This is a genomic window from Mesorhizobium sp. 1B3, assembly GCF_050958605.1.
Lineage (GTDB): Bacteria > Pseudomonadota > Alphaproteobacteria > Rhizobiales > Rhizobiaceae.
In genome coordinates this window covers 308039-325339 of sequence record NZ_JBJHDO010000005.1, presented here as the reverse complement: position 1 = coordinate 325339, position 17301 = coordinate 308039, and the positions used below count along the sequence as shown (strand labels likewise).

At 65.8% G+C, this 17301-nt stretch carries 14 protein-coding genes; all 14 read left to right on the top strand.

Annotated features, from left to right (window positions below):
- Window positions 1-68: 68 nt before the first annotated feature.
- From ACCO56_RS16195 to ACCO56_RS16130, 14 genes are read left to right on the top strand one after another with little or no spacing between them, the layout of a single operon-like run.
- Complete coding sequence (locus ACCO56_RS16195; protein WP_433641814.1) at window positions 69-1940, top strand: ATP-binding protein; 1872 nt, start codon at window positions 69-71, stop codon at window positions 1938-1940.
- Window positions 1937-2185 (top strand): hypothetical protein, encoded by a 249-nt coding sequence (locus ACCO56_RS16190; protein WP_433641813.1) that lies wholly within the window; start codon window positions 1937-1939, stop codon window positions 2183-2185. The genes ACCO56_RS16195 and ACCO56_RS16190 overlap by 4 nt, the downstream gene beginning before the upstream one ends.
- Window positions 2182-4659, top strand: a complete 2478-nt coding sequence (locus ACCO56_RS16185) for an eCIS core domain-containing protein (RefSeq protein ID WP_433641812.1) — start codon at window positions 2182-2184, stop codon at window positions 4657-4659. Before ACCO56_RS16190 ends, ACCO56_RS16185 begins: the two co-directional genes overlap by 4 nt.
- Window positions 4659-5201 carry a hypothetical protein gene (locus tag ACCO56_RS16180; protein ID WP_433641811.1) on the top strand — a complete coding sequence of 181 codons (543 nt, stop codon included), beginning with the start codon at window positions 4659-4661 and terminating at the stop codon, window positions 5199-5201. Before ACCO56_RS16185 ends, ACCO56_RS16180 begins: the two co-directional genes overlap by 1 nt.
- On the top strand, window positions 5198-6625 hold the full coding sequence (locus ACCO56_RS16175; protein ID WP_433641810.1) for an eCIS core domain-containing protein: 1428 nt from the start codon (window positions 5198-5200) through the stop codon (window positions 6623-6625). The genes ACCO56_RS16180 and ACCO56_RS16175 overlap by 4 nt, the downstream gene beginning before the upstream one ends.
- Window positions 6622-7281 carry a hypothetical protein gene (locus ACCO56_RS16170; protein WP_433641809.1) on the top strand — a complete coding sequence of 220 codons (660 nt, stop codon included), beginning with the start codon at window positions 6622-6624 and terminating at the stop codon, window positions 7279-7281. Before ACCO56_RS16175 ends, ACCO56_RS16170 begins: the two co-directional genes overlap by 4 nt.
- A 10-nt stretch (window positions 7282-7291) precedes the next feature.
- Window positions 7292-7642, top strand: a complete 351-nt coding sequence (locus ACCO56_RS16165) for a Base plate wedge protein 53 (protein ID WP_433641808.1) — start codon at window positions 7292-7294, stop codon at window positions 7640-7642.
- Window positions 7643-7652: 10 nt separating this feature from the next.
- Entirely contained in the window at window positions 7653-8780 is a 1128-nt protein-coding gene (locus ACCO56_RS16160; protein WP_433641807.1) for a hypothetical protein, read from the top strand.
- Window positions 8777-9292 carry a phage baseplate assembly protein V gene (locus tag ACCO56_RS16155; RefSeq protein WP_433641806.1) on the top strand — a complete coding sequence of 172 codons (516 nt, stop codon included), beginning with the start codon at window positions 8777-8779 and terminating at the stop codon, window positions 9290-9292. The genes ACCO56_RS16160 and ACCO56_RS16155 overlap by 4 nt, the downstream gene beginning before the upstream one ends.
- A 12-nt stretch (window positions 9293-9304) precedes the next feature.
- Window positions 9305-9622 carry a hypothetical protein gene (locus ACCO56_RS16150; RefSeq protein ID WP_433641805.1) on the top strand — a complete coding sequence of 106 codons (318 nt, stop codon included), beginning with the start codon at window positions 9305-9307 and terminating at the stop codon, window positions 9620-9622.
- Window positions 9623-9633: 11 nt separating this feature from the next.
- Window positions 9634-10002, top strand: a complete 369-nt coding sequence (locus tag ACCO56_RS16145; RefSeq protein ID WP_433641804.1) for a GPW/gp25 family protein — start codon at window positions 9634-9636, stop codon at window positions 10000-10002.
- On the top strand, window positions 9999-12545 hold the full coding sequence (locus ACCO56_RS16140) for a putative baseplate assembly protein (RefSeq protein ID WP_433641803.1): 2547 nt from the start codon (window positions 9999-10001) through the stop codon (window positions 12543-12545). The genes ACCO56_RS16145 and ACCO56_RS16140 overlap by 4 nt, the downstream gene beginning before the upstream one ends.
- The gene (locus tag ACCO56_RS16135) at window positions 12542-15163 is read left to right on the top strand and encodes a putative baseplate assembly protein (RefSeq protein WP_433641802.1); all 2622 of its coding nucleotides are present in this window, start codon (window positions 12542-12544) and stop codon (window positions 15161-15163) included. The genes ACCO56_RS16140 and ACCO56_RS16135 overlap by 4 nt, the downstream gene beginning before the upstream one ends.
- Window positions 15160-17283: a hypothetical protein gene (locus tag ACCO56_RS16130; protein ID WP_433641801.1), complete on the top strand. Its 2124-nt coding sequence runs from the start codon at window positions 15160-15162 to the stop codon at window positions 17281-17283. The genes ACCO56_RS16135 and ACCO56_RS16130 overlap by 4 nt, the downstream gene beginning before the upstream one ends.
- Window positions 17284-17301 lie beyond the last annotated feature (18 nt).

Below are 17301 nucleotides of genomic sequence, written 5' to 3'. Positions count from 1 at the left end.
CCGAACACGCCTCCCTCAGTCCCTCAATGAGGTGGGATGAAGCGAACCGGTGCTGGCTCATAGCGGCCATGGCGCGCCTGCGCGACCGGTTGACCGCGAGCAAGGTCCCTGCCGTGGCGGAGGCGAGCGAGCCTCATGCCGACGCCATCCAGGCGCCCTTGACCCTGGGCTTCGAGCCTGCCCTGATAAACGTCGCCAGAACCTTTGGCCTTTCGCCTTTCGAGCGCGAGCTTCTACTGCTCCTTACCGGGCTGGAGATCGACGACGGTTTGCGCAAGGCCTTCGCCGTGGTCGGCGGAACCGATGGCAGGGCAAGCTTCGGCGCGGCGCTGGCTCTGCTGACCCGCCCGCATTGGGACGCGCTGTCGCCGGAGGCGCCGCTGCGCTACTGGCGGCTGGTTGCGCCGGAGCCCGCCGCGGCGCTGATGCTGGCGCCGCTGCGCCTCGACGAGCGCATCCTGCATTTGATCACCGGAATTCCGGCCTCCGACGCGATGCTTTCGGGCTTGGCGATCCGGGTTGCGGGAAAGGCTGCGCCACCGCAAGACTTGCCGCTGGCGAGGCGCATCGCCAGCGCGCTGCAGTCCGGCGCCGTTGTGGTGCTCGACGACGGTGGTGACGCTATACGCCGCGACTGGGCTCTCGCCGCCGCCGCCGCGCATCGCCGCGACGCGCTGTGGATCGAGGCGCGCAACATCCCTGCGAACCCCGAGGCCGTCGCGTTGCTCGCCCGGCATATCGACCGCGAGACGATGCTCGATGCGGCCGTCCCGGTCGTCAATGTCGCAGATGGCGCGGTAAACGAGGCCCTGGCGCTAGCCGCGCGCGTTAAGGTCGGCGTAATCTGGCTTGCGCAGGCCGCGCCCGGCCTCAGCGCCTTGCCGAACGGCCGCCGGATCCTGCGCATCGAGCTCCCCAGGCCCGACGCGGCGCGCGAGCGCAGCAGCCTCCTGGCGCGCTGGCGCGCCGCGCACGGACGCGACGATTCCGTGGAGGAGCAACTCGGCCGCGCCGCGACGCAGTTCCGGCTCGAGTCGGGAATGATCGACGGGGTGCTGGACGCGGTCGCCGCCGCATCCGGTTGCCGCGCGGAAGCGGTCTGGCCGGCAGCGCGCGCCGCCGCGCGCGGCGGTCTGGACGCACTGGCTCAGCGTCTCGAAACGCGCGCCGGCTTCGACGATATCGTGCTGCCAGTCGGGCAGACAGGCATGCTGCGCGACATCGCCCATCAGCTTCGCCAGCGCGAGCGTGTTTTCCGCGACTGGGGTTTTGGTGAGCGGTACCGGCTGGGGCAGGGTTTTGTGGCGCTGTTTTCGGGCGAGTCGGGGACCGGGAAGACGCTGGCCGCCGAAGCCATCGCCAACGAGGCCGGGCTCGACCTCTACCGCGTCGACCTAGCCTCGCTGGTCAGCAAATATATCGGCGAAACCGAGAAGAACCTGAAGCAGCTGTTTGATGCCGCCGACGCCAGCGGCGCGGTGCTTCTGTTCGACGAGGCGGACGCGCTGTTCGGCAAGCGCAGCGAGGTGAAGGACAGCCACGACCGCTACGCCAACATCGAAGTCGCCTACCTCCTGCAGCGCGTCGAGGCCTACCGAGGACTGGCGATTCTCACCACCAACATGAAGAGCGCGCTCGATCGCGCATTCCTGCGACGCATCCGCTTCGTTGTGAATTTCCCGATGCCGGACGCGGCCGCCCGCGAACGCATCTGGCGGCGGCAGTTCCCGGCCGCCGCGCCGCTGGGCGTGATCGACTTCAAGGCTTTGGCCAAGCTCAACATCTGCGGCGGCAACATCCGCAGCATTGCCCTCAGCGCCGCCTTCAAGGCCGCCGACGCGGGCTGCGCCATCGACCAGGCGCTGCTGATGACCGCAGCGCACGAGGAAGCTGCCAAGCTGGAGCGCAATCTTGGCCGCGACCGCGGGAGGACGAAATGAAGATCGCGCCTCGCCAGGTCTCGATCCACATTCGCCGTCTCTCCGTCGAGCCGGCTGTGAGCTCCGCGTTTCAGCCAAACACCGCCTTGTTGGATCTGCAGGCGGCCGTAAATCGCGCGCTGTCGGGTGAGAGCACAGCAGCAGACGGGTCGGTCCATGCGCAGATCGCGGAACGGATTGCCGGGCGCATCAGGGCCGAAATCGGGGGGGTAGACGCCGCTAGCGTGAACGGTGGCGGCCGATGAGCAGGACAGCCGCAGCCGCCCGACAGCCCAGCTCGACCGCCGCCAGCGCGAAGATCGTTGCGTCATCGAGCCATGCGAACGAACGCTTGGCCGACCAGACCGCGCATCGCGTCCTGTCGGCCTTCGATCCTGCCCGTGTCGGCGGCGCGGAGTCGTCGGCGCTTTCCAGCAAGGTAGCCGGAACGGCGGCGCCGGCGAGCGTCGACGATACCCTTGCCAGGCCCGGACAACCGCTCGACCGGAGCACGAGAGCATTTGTCGAGCCGCGCTTCGGCCGGGACTTTTCCAACGTGCGCATCCACCGGGACGAAGACGCGGCGCGGTCGGCGAAGGAGATTGGCGCGTTGGCCTACGTCAGCGGCAACCATATCGTCCTGGGCCGGGGCGCCTGGGATCCCGATACGTCCCGGGGGATGAGCCTGTTCGCCCATGAACTGGCGCATGTGACGCAAGGGGGGGACGCGGGCACGATCTGGCGCAAATCGATCGTCGATCTCGATGACTTTGACGCCGGCAACTTTTCCGAAGCGACCCTGACGACCTATCTCCACAAGCTGCGCACCACGCTGACCATCGAGGACAACAGCGACAGCGACGACAAAGCGCGCGGCGTCGTCCGCAAATGGCTCGAAGGCGGCGACGACTTCCTGCTGGAGCCCGAGATCAAGGTCCTCCTGGTCAAGGAGATGCAGTCGGGCTTCACCGGCAACGACGACGAGCGGGCGATCCTCAATCTTCTCGAGAAGAGCGCCAGGCCCGATGTCGAGGCGATGTTCGCGCCGGGCCAGCTCGACCCGGAGGATCTCGACGACGATTTCCACGGCGACGAAGAAGACGAGCTTCGCGCGTTCTACGACCGGCTGTTCATCGGCGGCCGCGAGAACGCGTTGGACAGCAAGGTCGTCGGATTCAACGCGCAGCCGGAGAAAGGTCTCGGCGCTACATACACCTATGCGGAACTGCGCGCGCTCATCGATGAGCGGTTCAAGCGCTTCTCGTTGGTGATCCGTGACCGGGTCCCCGCCGACCGGGACGATCTCATCGACGCCTTCGCACGAGAGGAGGCGGGCAAGATCGGCGCGAAACTGGCGCTGATGTCGACGGCCGACCAAGCGAAGGCCGGCAAGGATCTGTCCAGTGACCGGGCGCGCAGGGATTCGCAGTCGACAGCGATCGACAGCGAAATCGACACCGCACCGACCAAAGCGAAGGAAGAGACGCTCAAACGCAAGAAGGCTCTGCTCAAGGGCGAAGTCCTGCTGCTGGATCTGGTTCTCCAGTCGGTCTTCCGGGATGTCGCGATGGCCGCACCCAAGACGAAGGCCGATCGCGATAAGCTGGCCACGCCGCTGGACGCGGCGACGAAGACAGCCGCGAAGGAGGCCATCGCGCCGCAGACAACGGCCAAGATCCAGGCGGAAGCGCAAGGCGTGGCGCCGCCACCACCGCCCGCCTTCAACCCGCACGCGCTGCCGGGCGAGACCGACACCTACGAGGACAAGATCAAGAAGCGCATTCCGAAACTCATCACCGACATGCACAACGCACTCGCCAAGAACCGCACGGCGGTCGAGCACGCGGATCCCAACAAGAGCCGGTCGATGAAGGACATGCAGCTCATCGCAAATCGGGCCAAGGAGGAGGTGGATCTGGTTTTCGGCGCCTATTACGACAAGAGCAAGGTCAAGGCGTTCCAGGGCGACAAGCGCACCGCGACCGGGGTGTTGACTAAAAAGGGCAATCTTCGCGACGCCTGGCAGGTCGAGGAGGACAAGCGAAAGGCGGATCCCGGTTACGAGAAACGAAGCGCCAAATTCTGGCTCTTCTATCTTATCCAGAACGACGACGAGTTCGACACGCCGGACGACACGGTCGCGGAAATCAACATGGCGCATGACGCCTCGCCCTCTTTCGGCGACGACGCCGTGGCCTTGAACGACGAAGCCAAGGCCATCCGCAAAGTCGGCGATCCGTTCGTGACGTCGGAAAAGCGCAGGCTGTTCGAGATCGGCCGGGCGTGGGACGCCTTCGAGCTCAGCGGAGACATCTACATCCAGCTCTTCAAGAAGGCGTCGCCGGCCTCGGACCGCAAGTTCCTCTGGGACATGTATTTCGTCCTGATGCACGAATACCTGCACAAGCTGGCGTCCAAGAAATACAATGATTACGCGGAGCGCCTGGGTGGCGAGCACAGCACCGAAGGCAACACGCTGATCGAAGGCGTGGACTCGCTGCTGACCGAGATCATCTGGTCGAGCGCCGTGCAGCACGCCTCGGCGCCGGAAGTCCGCAAGATCGTCGAGCCCGATGCCGTCAAGGCGGGCCTTCCGTTCGACATCAGCCTGCTGCCCAAAATCCCGCACCGCCGCTACTCGAACTACGAGAACGCTGTGCGTCTGGTCGCCGTTGTCGGCATTCACAATCTCTATGCCGCCTATTTCAACGGACGCGTCGAAATGATCGGGGGTCCCTAATGGCCGCCAAGAGCTCCATCGTGTCCGGGGCTTGCGCGCAGGCATTGCGCGCACTTTCCGAAGGCCTGTGGGCCCAATGGAAAGGCCTGCCTCCCGACTGCGCATTGGCTGAGATTTCACACGCGTTCGGTGGCGCGAGCATGCTCGATGCGACCGTATATTTAGGGCACGACCGGGTGCCGTGCTCACGCTCGTCGCTCGAAGACGTCCCGGCGACCATATGGCACGACGGCGATCAGGTCCTGCTGGTGGAGTTCGACATGGTCTCCAGGCCTCGGCCCGCGCCCCGGCTGGGCGGCGTCGCCAGGCACCACCTCGACCTGCCTCCCCATTATGCCGCGGCGAGCGAGCTGGTGTTTCCGTCGTTGGGCCTATCGCTGCTGCTGACCTCTCGGCGCAAGATCGTCGGCTGCCGAGGCTTCTCGGCAATGTCGGCCGAAGACTACGTCGCCCGGCGTCGTCCGGATGGGCGGGCGCTGCGTCCGCATTTGCGGCCCGCGCCATTTTCGCCGAGGACGGGACATAAGGGAGCCGCCCAATGAGGAGTTCGCCCCTGCTCCAGTTCCGACCCGGCATGTCTTACCAGGCCGTTCCCGATCTCATGGCGTCGAGAGAAACGGACGAAGGTGCTGCCGATCGTGCCGCGGACCATGTGAGCAAAGGTGGCGGGACGACTTCGTCGGAGAGCTTTAGGAATGCCTCGCGCCAGATTAGCGAAGCCGCTTCCGGTCATCCGCTGGATGCAGACACACGCAAGCGGTTGGAAGCCGGCTTCGGCGCGGATTTCTCCACCGTTCGCATCCACGCCGACGACAGGGCCGCGCGCGCGGCCCAGAGGCTGGGCGCGGATGCGTTCGCGGATGGCGAGGTCATCACCTTCGCCGCCGGCCGCTACCGGCCTCATGAAGCCGGCGGCATGCATCTTTTGGCGCACGAAGCCGCGCACGTCTTGCAGCAGCGCGCCGGCGCGCGCGGCGTCCAGCTGAAACCTGCGGGCCAAGCGATCCCTGCCGACTACAAGACGACAGCAGAGGCGGAAAAGGCGCTGAAGAAGAGATACGGCATCGCCGGCATCAAGGATGGCGAGTCGAGTTGGACCGTTGCCGAGCTCAACAGCGTTTACGATGCGCTTGGGAAAGTGCCGGCCGGCGATGTCGCCGCGCTCAAAGGGGTGACGCTGGCGCGCGCCAAGATGCTCGAGGATCCGAATAAGAAGCCACGCGATGGCGAGTTCTTCACGAGCCAGAAGGTCGAAGGCCAAACCGTCACCAACGACGCTGAACTGCGCCTCGCGGACTCAGCCTTCAAGTCAGCCGCGCAGTTGGAGGAGACCGTCACCCACGAGGTCGGCCACGCGGTCGCCAGCAAGCCCCGCCGCGACGCTTTCCACGGCGAGCTGAAGGCAACGGCCAGCTTCAACAAGAGCGTCGAAGCAAAGAATGAAACGGACGCCGCGCTAACCGCCGCCGCCAATGAAATGAATCCGGTCGTCGACGAATCCAACGCCATCGCGGCCGAGGTCAACAGCCTGGTCAAGGAGCGCGCGGCGGCGAAAACCGCGGCCGAAAAAGCCGACATCGACGCGAAAATCAAGGAGCTCAAGAAGAAGCACGCAGAGGCGATCAAGAGGCTGACACCATTGCAGACAGCGCATACCAAGGCGGCCGCGGCAGACAAGGCTGCGTCGACCAAAAAGGACGTCGCGGAAAAGGCCAAGGACACCGCAAAGGCGGCGGCCGACGACACTCTGGCATCAAGCGGCCAGACCAAGCGCGTTCAGAAGTTCGTCGACTTCGTGACCGAAAAGGGCATCGACCCGATCACCAAATACGCCAAGGACAACTGGCCGGGCAATCCGGAGGAGTTCTACGCAGAGGCCTATTCACTCTACCTGACCGATCCGAAGGCGTTGAAGGACAAATCCGGAGACCTCTTCGACTGGTTCAAGGGAGGCAAGTACAAATGAGCCTCACATCTTCTCCCAAGCTGCTCAAAGGCGGGCTCATCGTGATGGCCCCAGGCGGCGGCACGGTGCGCAATATCATCGCCCTGCAGATCAATGCCGACCAGTTGCAGATAAGCTATACGGTGCAAGGGGTCGGCGGCGACGGCGGCGGCGAGCGCGCGCAGCCGTTCAGGCTGAAGGGACCGGCGGTCGAGACATTCAAGCTCGAGGCTGAAATCGACGCCACCGACCAGCTTGAATTCCCCGGGGAGAATCCGGTCGTCGTCGCATCCGGTATCGCGCCTCAGCTCGCGGTGCTGGAGGCGTTGGTCAACCCGAGCGTCGACGAATTGCTCAACGTCGCCGCGGAGGCGGCCGGAGGCACACTGGAAATCCTTCCGCCAGAAGCGCCGCTGGTACTATTCGTCTGGGGCAAGAACCGGGTCGCGCCGGTACGCGTCAGCGACATCTCGGTCACCGAGGAAGCATTCGACCCGGCGCTCAACCCTATTCGCGCCAAGGTCACCCTTGGACTGCGCGTGATGAGCACCGATGATCTCGGTTTCACGCACCGCGGTGGCACGATCTTCTTGAGCTATCTGCGCAACCGCGAGGCGCTGGCCCTGAAGGCCGGCCGTGCTTCGCTCTCCGCCCTAGGTCTCACCAGCCTGCCGTGAGGAAGCGACGATGACCACCGATCCGATCCAGGCACTGATCGACGCCGGCGCAATCCCCTCCCAGCCGTTCGGGCCGGACAGCCGTTATGCCGGTGTTCCCCTGGCCGTCTACCGCCGTAAACCCGAGGACGAGGGAAAGCCCTTCGTTCGGCGCCGCTTCATCCCGCAGCGTAGCGAGATGCCACCGCTCCTGGAGCATATCGTTCGCAGCGGCGACCGGCCTGACCTCCTTGCCGCGCAGGCTTTCGGCAATGCCGAGCTCTACTGGCGCATCGCCGACGCCAATGCCGTGACCGACCCGCTCGAACTCACCGACGAGGTGGGAGAGCGTGTGGTGATCCCCAATTCGTCCGGGCTCTGAGGAGCGGGCGATGCTCTCCGGCCTCCAGCTCTCGCTTCGCATCGGGCCCGTTCCGGTCGCGGCGCCGCGCGAAGTCGCCGACGCGCTGATTTCAGCCAAGGTCATAGACGGGTCAGGCGCAGCGCAGAGCGGCTTCGAGATGGTGTTCGAGCTGCCGATACGCTCGCCGCTGCGCACGCTGTTCCTGCTTACCGGCGGCGGGGGCGGTCTGCCGATGATGCGCGTGGTGCTGATCGTCACGATGAATGGCGTCTCGCGTTCGATCATCGACGGCGTGGTCACCAATGTCGAGACCCAGCCCGGCGAGGGTGGCGTCTCGCGACTCGTCGTCAAGGGCAAGGATCTCTCTGCCCTGATGGACGTGATCGAGATTCCCGGTCTGCCGTTCCCTGCCCAGCCGCCCTCCGCCCGGGTCCTTCTCATCCTCGCAAAATACGCCGTGCTGGGGGTCATCCCCATGGTCATCCCGAGTCTCGCCGATATCCCGCCGCTGCCGATGCAGCAGATTCCGGCGCAGCGCGGCAGCGACTACGCCTATGTGAAGGAACTGGCGGAAAAGGCCGGATATGTTTTCTACCTCGAACCGGGGCCCTCGCCAGGCACGTCGAAGGCCTATTGGGGGCCGGAGATCAGGGTCGGCGAACCGCAGCCGGCGCTCACCACCGGTATGGATGCGCAGACCAATGTCGAAGAGCTGTCGTTCAACTTCGACAAGGAAAAGAAGAAGGTTCCGATCGTCTTCTTCCAGGAGTCGGTGAGCAAAGCACCGATCGGGTTGCCCATTCCCGACGTGTCGCCCCTCAACCCGCCGCTGGGCCTCGTCCCGCCGCTTCCGCCGAAGCTGCACAAAATGAAGGACACCGCGCACATGTCGGCGCCCGAGGCGCTGATGGCGGGGCTGGCCTTCGCCGGCCAGAACAGCGACTCGGTGTTCGGCAAGGGCAAGCTGGACGTCGCCAAATATGGCCGGTTGCTGAAGTCGCGGCAGCTGGTCGGCGTGCGCGGCGCCGGCCTGCCCTTCAATGGGCTCTATTATGTGAAGAGCGTGACCCACGAGATCGAGCGCGGCTCCTACAAGCAGAGCTTTTCGCTCGCCCGCAATGCCTTGATCTCGACCGTTCCGACGGTGCCGACATGACGGGAACGGCTTCTCTCTACGGCAAGTATCGCGGCACCGTGATCAACAACGTCGACCCGATGCAGATCGGCCGCATCCAGGCAATCGTGCCGGACGTCACCGGCTTCGTGCCGGGAACCTGGGCAATGCCCTGCCTGCCCATGGCCGGCATCAACAGCGGGGTCTTCACGGTGCCGATGATCGGCGCGGGCGTGTGGATCGAGTTCGAGCGCGGCGATCCGGATTATCCGATCTGGGTCGGCGGCTACTGGGGCAGCGCGGCGGAAGTGCCGGTGATGGCGCGCACCGTGGCGCCCGGGCTCTCCGGCATCACCATCCAGACGGCGCTCAAGAACGGCATCGTCGTCTCCGACGTGCCAGGCCCGACCGGAGGCATCATGATCCAGACCACCACCGGCGCGATGATCTCCGTCAGCGACATCGGCATCATCATCTCGAACGGCAAGGGCGCGATCATCAACATGACCGGCCCGACCGTCGACGTGAATGTCGGCGCGCTGACGGTTGTATAGGGAGGCACGATCATGCCCGCACCCGTCCTGCATCTCGGCGCAACGGTTCTGTGCAGCCATGCCGGCCAGGCGACGCCGCTGTCGCCATTCCCGCGCGTCCTCCTGTCCGGTCAGCCGGCCATCACCATCGCTTCTCCATATGCGGTCGCGGGATGTTCGCTGTCCACAACGAGCACGCCGCCTTGCGTCACGGGCCAGTGGCTCGCCGGTGCGGTGCGCGTCCTCGCCGGCGGTGTTCCGGTCGCGACGATGCTCGGCTCGTCAACCTGCATACCGACGGGCGCGCCGATGATGCCCGTCGCGGCGCAAGCGCGCGTGCTTGCGACGTGAGGAGGCCGGCCATGCAGACGCTCGACTATCCTTATCGCTTCTCCGGTCTCTGCCGTACCGCGGTGACCGATCGCGACGACCATATCCGGGACCTGATCGAGCAGGTCCTGTTCACCTCGCCGGGCGAACGCGTGATGCGGCCGGATTTCGGGGCCGGGCTGCTTGCGCTGGTTTTCGAACCGAACAGCGAAACGTTGGCTGCAGCGACCCAGATGCTGGTGCAAAGCTCGCTGCAGCAACACCTGTCGCATCTCATCGCCGTGCAATCGGTCAACGTCGTCAACGAGGACGCGACGCTGCGCATCGACGTCGTCTATGTCGTGCGGCTCGACCGGTCGCTGCACCAGGCGAGCTTCACTGCGCCGGGAGGCAGCCGATGATCTATCATTGCTGTGACCAGCGCCGGCTGGATGTCATCCGCAATCTCGGAACGGCGAACGGCATCGATTTCGTGGAGGTGCTCGACCGCGCCGCCCCGCCCGGCGTGCCCCGCCAGCAGACGCTGTTCGTGCGGCTGCTGCGTCCTGGCTTCGCGCTGGCGCCAGCCAATCTGACGATCACCGGCGGCGAACGGATTTCCAGGGTCGGAATAGTCTGGTGCGCGCCGGCCGACGACCTTCCGCCACAGGCGGAGCCGGGCCTGACCGATGACGTCAGCGAGCCGTCGCTCACCCTCGTCGTGCGCACCGACAGCTCCGGCGACTTCTCTCAATACACCCTGTCGATCGTCAGTGCCGCAGGCAGCGATCAGCCGCCGGCCGACTTCGATCCGCGGCTGGCGTCGATCCAGTTTTCGTTCAAGGTGGAGTGCCCTGCCGATTTCGACTGCGCCGAGACGGCAGTCTGCGCCGACGAGATCCGGCTTGCGCCTGAGATCGACTATCTCGCCAAAGACTATCAGAGCTTCCGCCGGTTGATGCTCGACCGGTTGAGCCTGCTGACGCCTGGCTGGAGCGAGCGCTCCGGCGCTGACCTTGGCGTCGCGCTGGTCGAACTTCTGGCCTATGCCGCCGACAATCTTTCCTACAGGCAGGACGCCATTGCCAACGAAGCCTACCTGGCCACCGCCCGCCAGCGCATCTCGGTGCGCCGGCATGCCCGGTTGGTCGACTACCAGATGCATGACGGCTGCAACGCCCGCGTCTTCGTGCAGATCAACGTCGACGGCGAGCAGCGTGACCTTCCCAAGGGCACGCAACTGATGACCCGCGTGCCCGGACTAGCCGTGCTGCTTGCGCCGGACGGTCCCGAGCACCGAGAGGCCTTGCTGGGCGGCGCCCTGACTTTCGAGACGGCACATGACGCCGTTCTGGACGACCGGGTGGAGACGCTGTCGTTCTACACCTGGGGCGACAATGCCTGCTGCCTGCCCCGCGGCGCGACTTCGGCGACCCTGCGCGACAATCTGGAGCATGTGCTTCGTGTGGGCGACGTCCTGGTCTTGGAGGAAGTGGTGAGCCCGACCACGTTCGTCGAAGAGGATTCCGATCGGACGCACCGTTGGGCGGTGCGCCTGAAAAGAGTGGATGGATCGGCCGACCCGGCCGGCGGCTTGTTCGACGACCCGCCCAGCAACGCGGCTGTTCCGGTTACCGAGATCGAATGGGATCCGGCCGACGCGCTGCCCTTTGCCCTGTGTCTATCCGTCGAGGATCGCCCTGGTCTCGAGATCAGCGTCGCGCACGGCAACATCGTTATCGCCGACCACGGCCGCACCATATCCGGCGAGGACTTAGGCGTGGTGCCGCAGGAGCGCATCAGGCTGGTTTCGGCTGGCCCGCATGGCTGCGGCTGCGAGGAACCGGAACGCCGGATGGTCGCGCCTCGCTACCGCCCCGTTCTCGCCCAGGCGCCGTTGTCGCATGGTTTCGATATCGACCAACTGCTTGCCGGCGACCCCGACGAGCCGTTCTGGCCGGCAAGCTCGCTTCTGCGGATCGACCCCCGCGCTTCTACCCCGCGCATCGCGCGGCTGACGGGAACGCTGGGCGCGATAAGCGATGACTGGATCGCGCGGCGTGACCTGCTGTCGAGCCAGGGGAGCGCTACCGATTTCGTCGCCGAGATCGAGGACGGTGGCCGCGCCCTCCTACGCTTCGGCAACGACGAGCGCGGCAAACGGCCCGATCCGGGCACGACCTTCAGCGCGACCTACCGGGTCGGCAACGGCGTCGCCGGGAATGTTGGCGCCGAGGCGATCGCGCATGTGGTGAGCGACGCGGCCGGTTTCGTGACATCCACACGCAATCCGATGGCGGCGGCCGGCGGTGTTGACCCCGAGGACATCGAGGTCGTGAGACGCGACGCGCCAGAAGCGTTCCGCACGCAGGAGCGCGCAGTCACTGCTGCCGATTACGCAGCGGCCGCCGAGCGGCGCCCGGACGTGCAGCGGGCCTCGGCAAGTTTCCGTTGGACCGGAAGCTGGCACACCGTGTTCGTAACGCCCGACCGCTTCGGCGGCGGCGAGATCGACGATGCCTACGAGAGGCGCCTGCGCCGGCATCTGGAACGCTTCCGCATGGCCGGCTACGATCTGGACGTGAACGCGCCGCGCTATGTGCCGCTCGATGTCGAACTGCACATCTGCGTAAAGCCGGACTATTTCCGCGCCGACGTGCTGCATGCAGTAGAGACCGCCCTTTCCAGCGGCATCCTGCCGAATGGCGAGTTGGGCCACTTTCATCCTGATCGCTTCAGCTTCGGCGAGCCGGTGTATCTCAGCACCCTCATCGCAGCGGCACAATCCGTCGAGGGCGTCGATGCGGTCCGTGTCGATCGCTTTCAGCGGCTTGTCGATCCGAGCCCGCTCTCCCTCGCCGAGGGTGTCATCGCCATCGGCGAACTCGAGATCGCACAGCTCGCCAACAATCCGAATTTCCGCGAGCGCGGCAAGCTGACGGTCGAAGCGGGAGGTGGCAAATGAGCGGGCCTGTTCCTGGCCTCAAACCGCACGTTCAGCCGCCCGTCGGGAACGAATGCTGCGGATGCTGTGAGGGCATCGAGGCCTCAACGCCACGCGAGATCGATAACCGCAGCGGACTTTCGGAAGTTGCCTACCGCATCGGCGAATACGCCCACTTCCGCGCCAGCTTGCACGCTGCGCTGTCGTCGTCGGCCTTTCTGCCTTTGCGGGCGCTGCATACGCGCGACGACGACGACTTTACGATCGGCCTGATCGACGCGTTCGCCTGCACGGCGGACGTACTGACCTTCTACCAGGAGCGCATTGCCAACGAATCCTGGCTGGAGACGGCCACGGAGAGGGTCTCCATGCAGGAGCTGGGCAAGCTTGTGGGCTATCGTCTACGCCCCGGCGTCGCCGCGGAAACCTGGCTGGCATTCGCCCTCGATACGCCGCCGGCCGCACCGGCCGGACTTGGTGCAGAGCCCGGCAGCTTCGTCACCGGCGCTCCTGACAAGCTCAGCCTGCCGGCCGGGTTGAAGGTGCAGAGCATTCCGGGGCCGGCGGAAAAACCGCAGACATTCGAGACCGTCGAGGGACTGGCGGACGCGCGCGCCGCATGGAACGCTATCAAACCGTGGATGAGCGAGGAGCACACGCCGGCCCGCAATGATCGCGAAGCTTGGCTTTCGGGCGTCGCCACCAACCTCAAGCCTGGGGACACGGTGGTTTTCGTCGGCCAGGAATTCTTCGACTTCAGCGCGAGCGACCGCTGGGATTTTCGCGTCCTCACGGGGGTCGAGCCAGACGCAGCCGGAGGTCGCACGCGCATCAGCTGGGCACGGGGACTTGGCGCGCACGAACCGGCCGGCTTTCCCTCGGAACGGCCCTTCGTCTTTGCCTTGCGCAAACGCGCGTCTGTCTTCGGTCACAATGCCCCGGACCCGGAGTTCATCGAAGGAGCCGGCTCGACCTGGAGCCATTTTCACATCAACGGCGAACACAATGCCGACGACCAGAATGGCGGTTCGGTCGATCTCGATACCGTCTATGCGGACATAGTCGCCGACAAGCCCGGCGAGGAGCGCAGCCTCGCCGTGCTGGCCAAGGGCAATTTCAACCGAGCTGACGAAAAATACCCGTCCGGCACCTATGTGGAGCTCTATCGCGTCGTCAGCACGGCGGAACTGTCGCGCGCCGATTTCGCCATGTCGGGCAAGGTCACCCGGCTCCACCTCGAAGGCGAGAACCTGCTTACCCAATTTTTCAACGCTGTGCGCGAAACGTCGGTGTTCGCTAAGTCCGAGCTGCTGCCGCTCGGCCGGCGTCCCGTGAACGAGGCGGTGACGGGCAGTCGCATACCGGTCGACCTCCCAGCGGACGGACTTGTCGCCGGACGCAAGCTGATCATCAGAGGCGAGCGCGCCAGCGATGGGGTCAAAGTGACGGTCCAGGCGACGCTGGTCGCCGTCCACCCCATCGATGCCCGCCGCTGCGAGCTGGAGATTGCGCCGAGCCTGCCCGCCGCGTTGCACCGTGACAGCGTCGTCGTGCATGGCAACGTGGCACAGGCTTCGCACGGCGAGACGGTGACGCAGGTCCTCGGCTCGGGCGACGCCAGCCAGAGCTTCCAGCGCTTCGAGCTGAAGCAGCCGCCGCTGACCTATCGCGCCGCGGCCGGCGAAGCGGGCATCGCGGCCGAACTGACCGTCCGCGTCGTCGAAGTTAAATGGAGCGAGCGGCGGACCCTTTATGGATCTTCGCCACAGGACAAGGTCTTTGCGCTTTTCCTCGATGAGAAGGACCGGCTGTCCGCCGGCTTCGGCGACGGCATCGCTGGCGCGCGGCTGCCGAGCGGCGTCAACAATGTCCGCGCGACCTATCGCAAGGGCCTTGGCAGCGCCGGCAACGTCGCGGCCGAGAGCCTGTCTCTATTGGTCAGCCGCCCGCTGGGCCTGAAGGGCGTCGCCAACCCCCTGGCGGCGGAGGGAGGCACCGACCCCGAAACCGAAGATATGGCGCGCCGGACGATCCCGCTGACGACGCGCACCCTGGGACGCGCGGTTTCGGTGCTCGATTATGAGGATTTCGCGCGCGCGTTCCCGGGCATCGCCAAGGCACAGGCCGCGGTGCTCAACCTCCGCCACGGCAGGACGGTCGCCATCACGCTCGCGGCTCCTAACGGCGCGGCGCTGACGCCGGCCAGTCCGGTCTGGCAGAGCCTTCTCGCCGCGCTCAAGGCCAGCGGCGATCCGCATGTCCAGGTAATACTGCTGCCCTACCAGGCGAGCACGTTCCGGCTTGGCATCCGCGTCAAGCGCAACCCCGCCTTCGAAGCCCAGACCGTGCTTGGCGCGGTCGAAACAGCGTTGCGTGATCGCTATTCGTTCGACGCGCGGCAACTCGGCCAGCCCATACAGCAATCGGACGTGATCGCCTGCGCACAGCTTGTGGCCGGCGTGGTCGCCGTCGACCTCACCCGGCTCTACGGGGGCACGCTGCCGCTCGGGCAGACAACGGCTTCCGAGCAGGTGCGACTGCTTGCCTCGCGCATGCGCATAGAGAATGGCGTCGCCAGGCCGGCGGAACTGCTCACTCTCGCCCCCGGCCCGCTCGACCTGTTGGAGGAGATGCCATGACGTCGCTGACGGCCGAACGTATCTATACCCTGCTGCCGGCGATCTACCGACTGCGCGACAACGCACATGGGGAACCGCTACGCGCCCTCATCGGCGCTTTCGCGGAGCAGTTGGAGGCCCTGGAGGAAAACGTCGAGCAGCTCTACGACGATCAGTTCATCGAGACCTGCGCGGATTGGGTTGCGCCTTATATCGGCACGCTGATCGGATACCGGCCGCTGCACGGGGTCGCGCCCAAGGTCGCCTCGCCGCGCGCCGAGGTTGCCAACACCATCGGCTATAGGCGGCGCAAGGGCACGGCGCTGATGCTCGAACAGCTGGCCGGCGACGTGACAGGCTGGCCGGCGCGCGCGGTGGAATTCTTCGAGTTGCTGACCACGACGCAGTATATGAAGCATACGCGGCTTCACGCGAAGGCGACTGCCGATCTGCGCGACATCGGCGCGACGTTCCGTGTCGGCGGCGCGTTCGCCAGCTTCGCTCACACGGCGGAGATGCGTGCGCCCGAGGAACGTTCCGGCAAATACAACATTCCCAATATAGGCATCTTCCTGTGGCGGTTGGTGCCGCTGCGTCTGAGCCGCATCCCGCTGACGCCGGATTCCGGCGATACGTCCGGCCGCAGGTTCCGCTTTAACCCTTTGGGTGCGGACATCCAGCTCTTCCGGCGCAACCGTACCGAAGCCTCCATCAGCCATCTCGCAGACCCGATCAACGTGCCCGAGCCGCTTTCGGTAAGGCTGACGGCGTTGGCCGTCAAAAAGTCTCTCGCCAGCACCACGACAGCGCCGGACGAAATAGTCGATGACGATTATGGACTTGGCGAAAGTTTCGTCCTGTTTCGCGAGGGCCAGTCCGATCCCGTTCCTGTCGGGGACATTCGCATCAGCGATCTGCGCGATGTGTTCGATGGCGGCGGCACCTTCGCCGGGTGGAACCACGAGGCGACGGTGCAGGCCGGGCAGATCGGGGTCGACCCGGAGCGCGGCCGCGTGCTTCTGGGCGAAGCGTCCGACGGACCGCTGCTCGCCACGTTCCACTTCGGCCTGACGCGTGAGATCGGCGGGGGCGAATACGAGCGCAGCCCTGCGAACGTTGATGCCGCGGCGCAACAGCTGACGATCAGTGGCGGCGCCGCGCTGCAGCCGGGGTTGGACGCCCTGGCTCCCGGTGGTCGGCTGTCGATCGGGGACAGCTTCACCTATCAGGAAACGCCGGTCTTGCGCGTCGATGGCGAGGCGGACGAACAGGCTCCCGGCCATGTGGTCGTGGTCGCGGCGATCAACGGCGTGCGGCCGCTCATCGCCGCCGGCGGCGAGCTCGTGGTCGACATCGGCGCGCGCGGCAAGCTGGTCCTGGATGGGTTGGTCATTTCCGGCGGCGCGCTTCGCGTCGTGGCCCCGGCTGTCGGCAGCAGTCCCGTTGAGCTCGTGCTGCGCGACTGCACGCTCGTGCCCGGCCTTACCCTCGATCCCGACGGCTCCGCCGGATCACCGGGAGAGCCGAGCTTGATCGTCGAACACCCATTCGCCAAGGTGACGCTGGAGCGCTGCATCACCGGGCCGCTGCGGCTGGTCGAGGACGCGGAGATCGAGATGCGGGACTGCATCGTCGACGCCGGATCGCCGGAAGGAGTGGCGTTCTCCGGGGTCGCCGATGACGAAGCAGGCGCAACATTGACAGCCAACGAATGCACGATCGTCGGCAAGGTGCGCGTGCGCCAAATCGCGCTCGCCTCCAATTGCATCTTCTTCGCTCGCCTTGGGCCTGCGCCGGGCGAAACCTGGCAGGCCCCCGTTCTGGTCGACCGGCGCCAGGAGGGATGCATGCGCTTCAGCTACGTGCCGTCCGGGTCGATCACGCCACGCCGCTATCGTTGTGTGCCCAGCGACGACCACCCGCACGCTTTCCCGCACTTCACGTCGCTGCGCTATGGCACCGCACCTTATGGACAGCTTCTCCGTGTCACGGACGAGGCGATCCGCGCCGGCGCCGACGATGGCGGCGAGATGGGCGTGCTTCATGCGCTGTTCCAGCCTCAGCGCGAAACGAACCTGCGTATCCGGCTGGAGGAATATCTCCGCTTCGGGCTTCGAGCCGGCTTTTTCTACGCGAGCTGAACCGCATATTGCGAGGAG

Excerpts from the sequence above, each read along its gene's own strand:
- ACCO56_RS16155 (WP_433641806.1), top strand. The coding sequence starts at position 8,777 with ATGACGGGAACGGCTTCTCTCTACGGCAAGTATCGCGGCACCGTGATC.
- ACCO56_RS16160 (WP_433641807.1), top strand. The coding sequence starts at position 7,653 with ATGCTCTCCGGCCTCCAGCTCTCGCTTCGCATCGGGCCCGTTCCGGTC.
- ACCO56_RS16180 (WP_433641811.1), top strand. The coding sequence starts at position 4,659 with ATGGCCGCCAAGAGCTCCATCGTGTCCGGGGCTTGCGCGCAGGCATTG.
- ACCO56_RS16140 (WP_433641803.1), top strand. The coding sequence starts at position 9,999 with ATGATCTATCATTGCTGTGACCAGCGCCGGCTGGATGTCATCCGCAAT.
- ACCO56_RS16135 (WP_433641802.1), top strand. The coding sequence starts at position 12,542 with ATGAGCGGGCCTGTTCCTGGCCTCAAACCGCACGTTCAGCCGCCCGTC.
- ACCO56_RS16195 (WP_433641814.1), top strand. The coding sequence starts at position 69 with ATGGCGCGCCTGCGCGACCGGTTGACCGCGAGCAAGGTCCCTGCCGTG.
- ACCO56_RS16185 (WP_433641812.1), top strand. The coding sequence starts at position 2,182 with ATGAGCAGGACAGCCGCAGCCGCCCGACAGCCCAGCTCGACCGCCGCC.
- ACCO56_RS16175 (WP_433641810.1), top strand. The coding sequence starts at position 5,198 with ATGAGGAGTTCGCCCCTGCTCCAGTTCCGACCCGGCATGTCTTACCAG.
- ACCO56_RS16165 (WP_433641808.1), top strand. The coding sequence starts at position 7,292 with ATGACCACCGATCCGATCCAGGCACTGATCGACGCCGGCGCAATCCCC.
- ACCO56_RS16145 (WP_433641804.1), top strand. The coding sequence starts at position 9,634 with ATGCAGACGCTCGACTATCCTTATCGCTTCTCCGGTCTCTGCCGTACC.
- ACCO56_RS16150 (WP_433641805.1), top strand. The coding sequence starts at position 9,305 with ATGCCCGCACCCGTCCTGCATCTCGGCGCAACGGTTCTGTGCAGCCAT.
- ACCO56_RS16130 (WP_433641801.1), top strand. The coding sequence starts at position 15,160 with ATGACGTCGCTGACGGCCGAACGTATCTATACCCTGCTGCCGGCGATC.
- ACCO56_RS16170 (WP_433641809.1), top strand. The coding sequence starts at position 6,622 with ATGAGCCTCACATCTTCTCCCAAGCTGCTCAAAGGCGGGCTCATCGTG.
- ACCO56_RS16190 (WP_433641813.1), top strand. The coding sequence starts at position 1,937 with ATGAAGATCGCGCCTCGCCAGGTCTCGATCCACATTCGCCGTCTCTCC.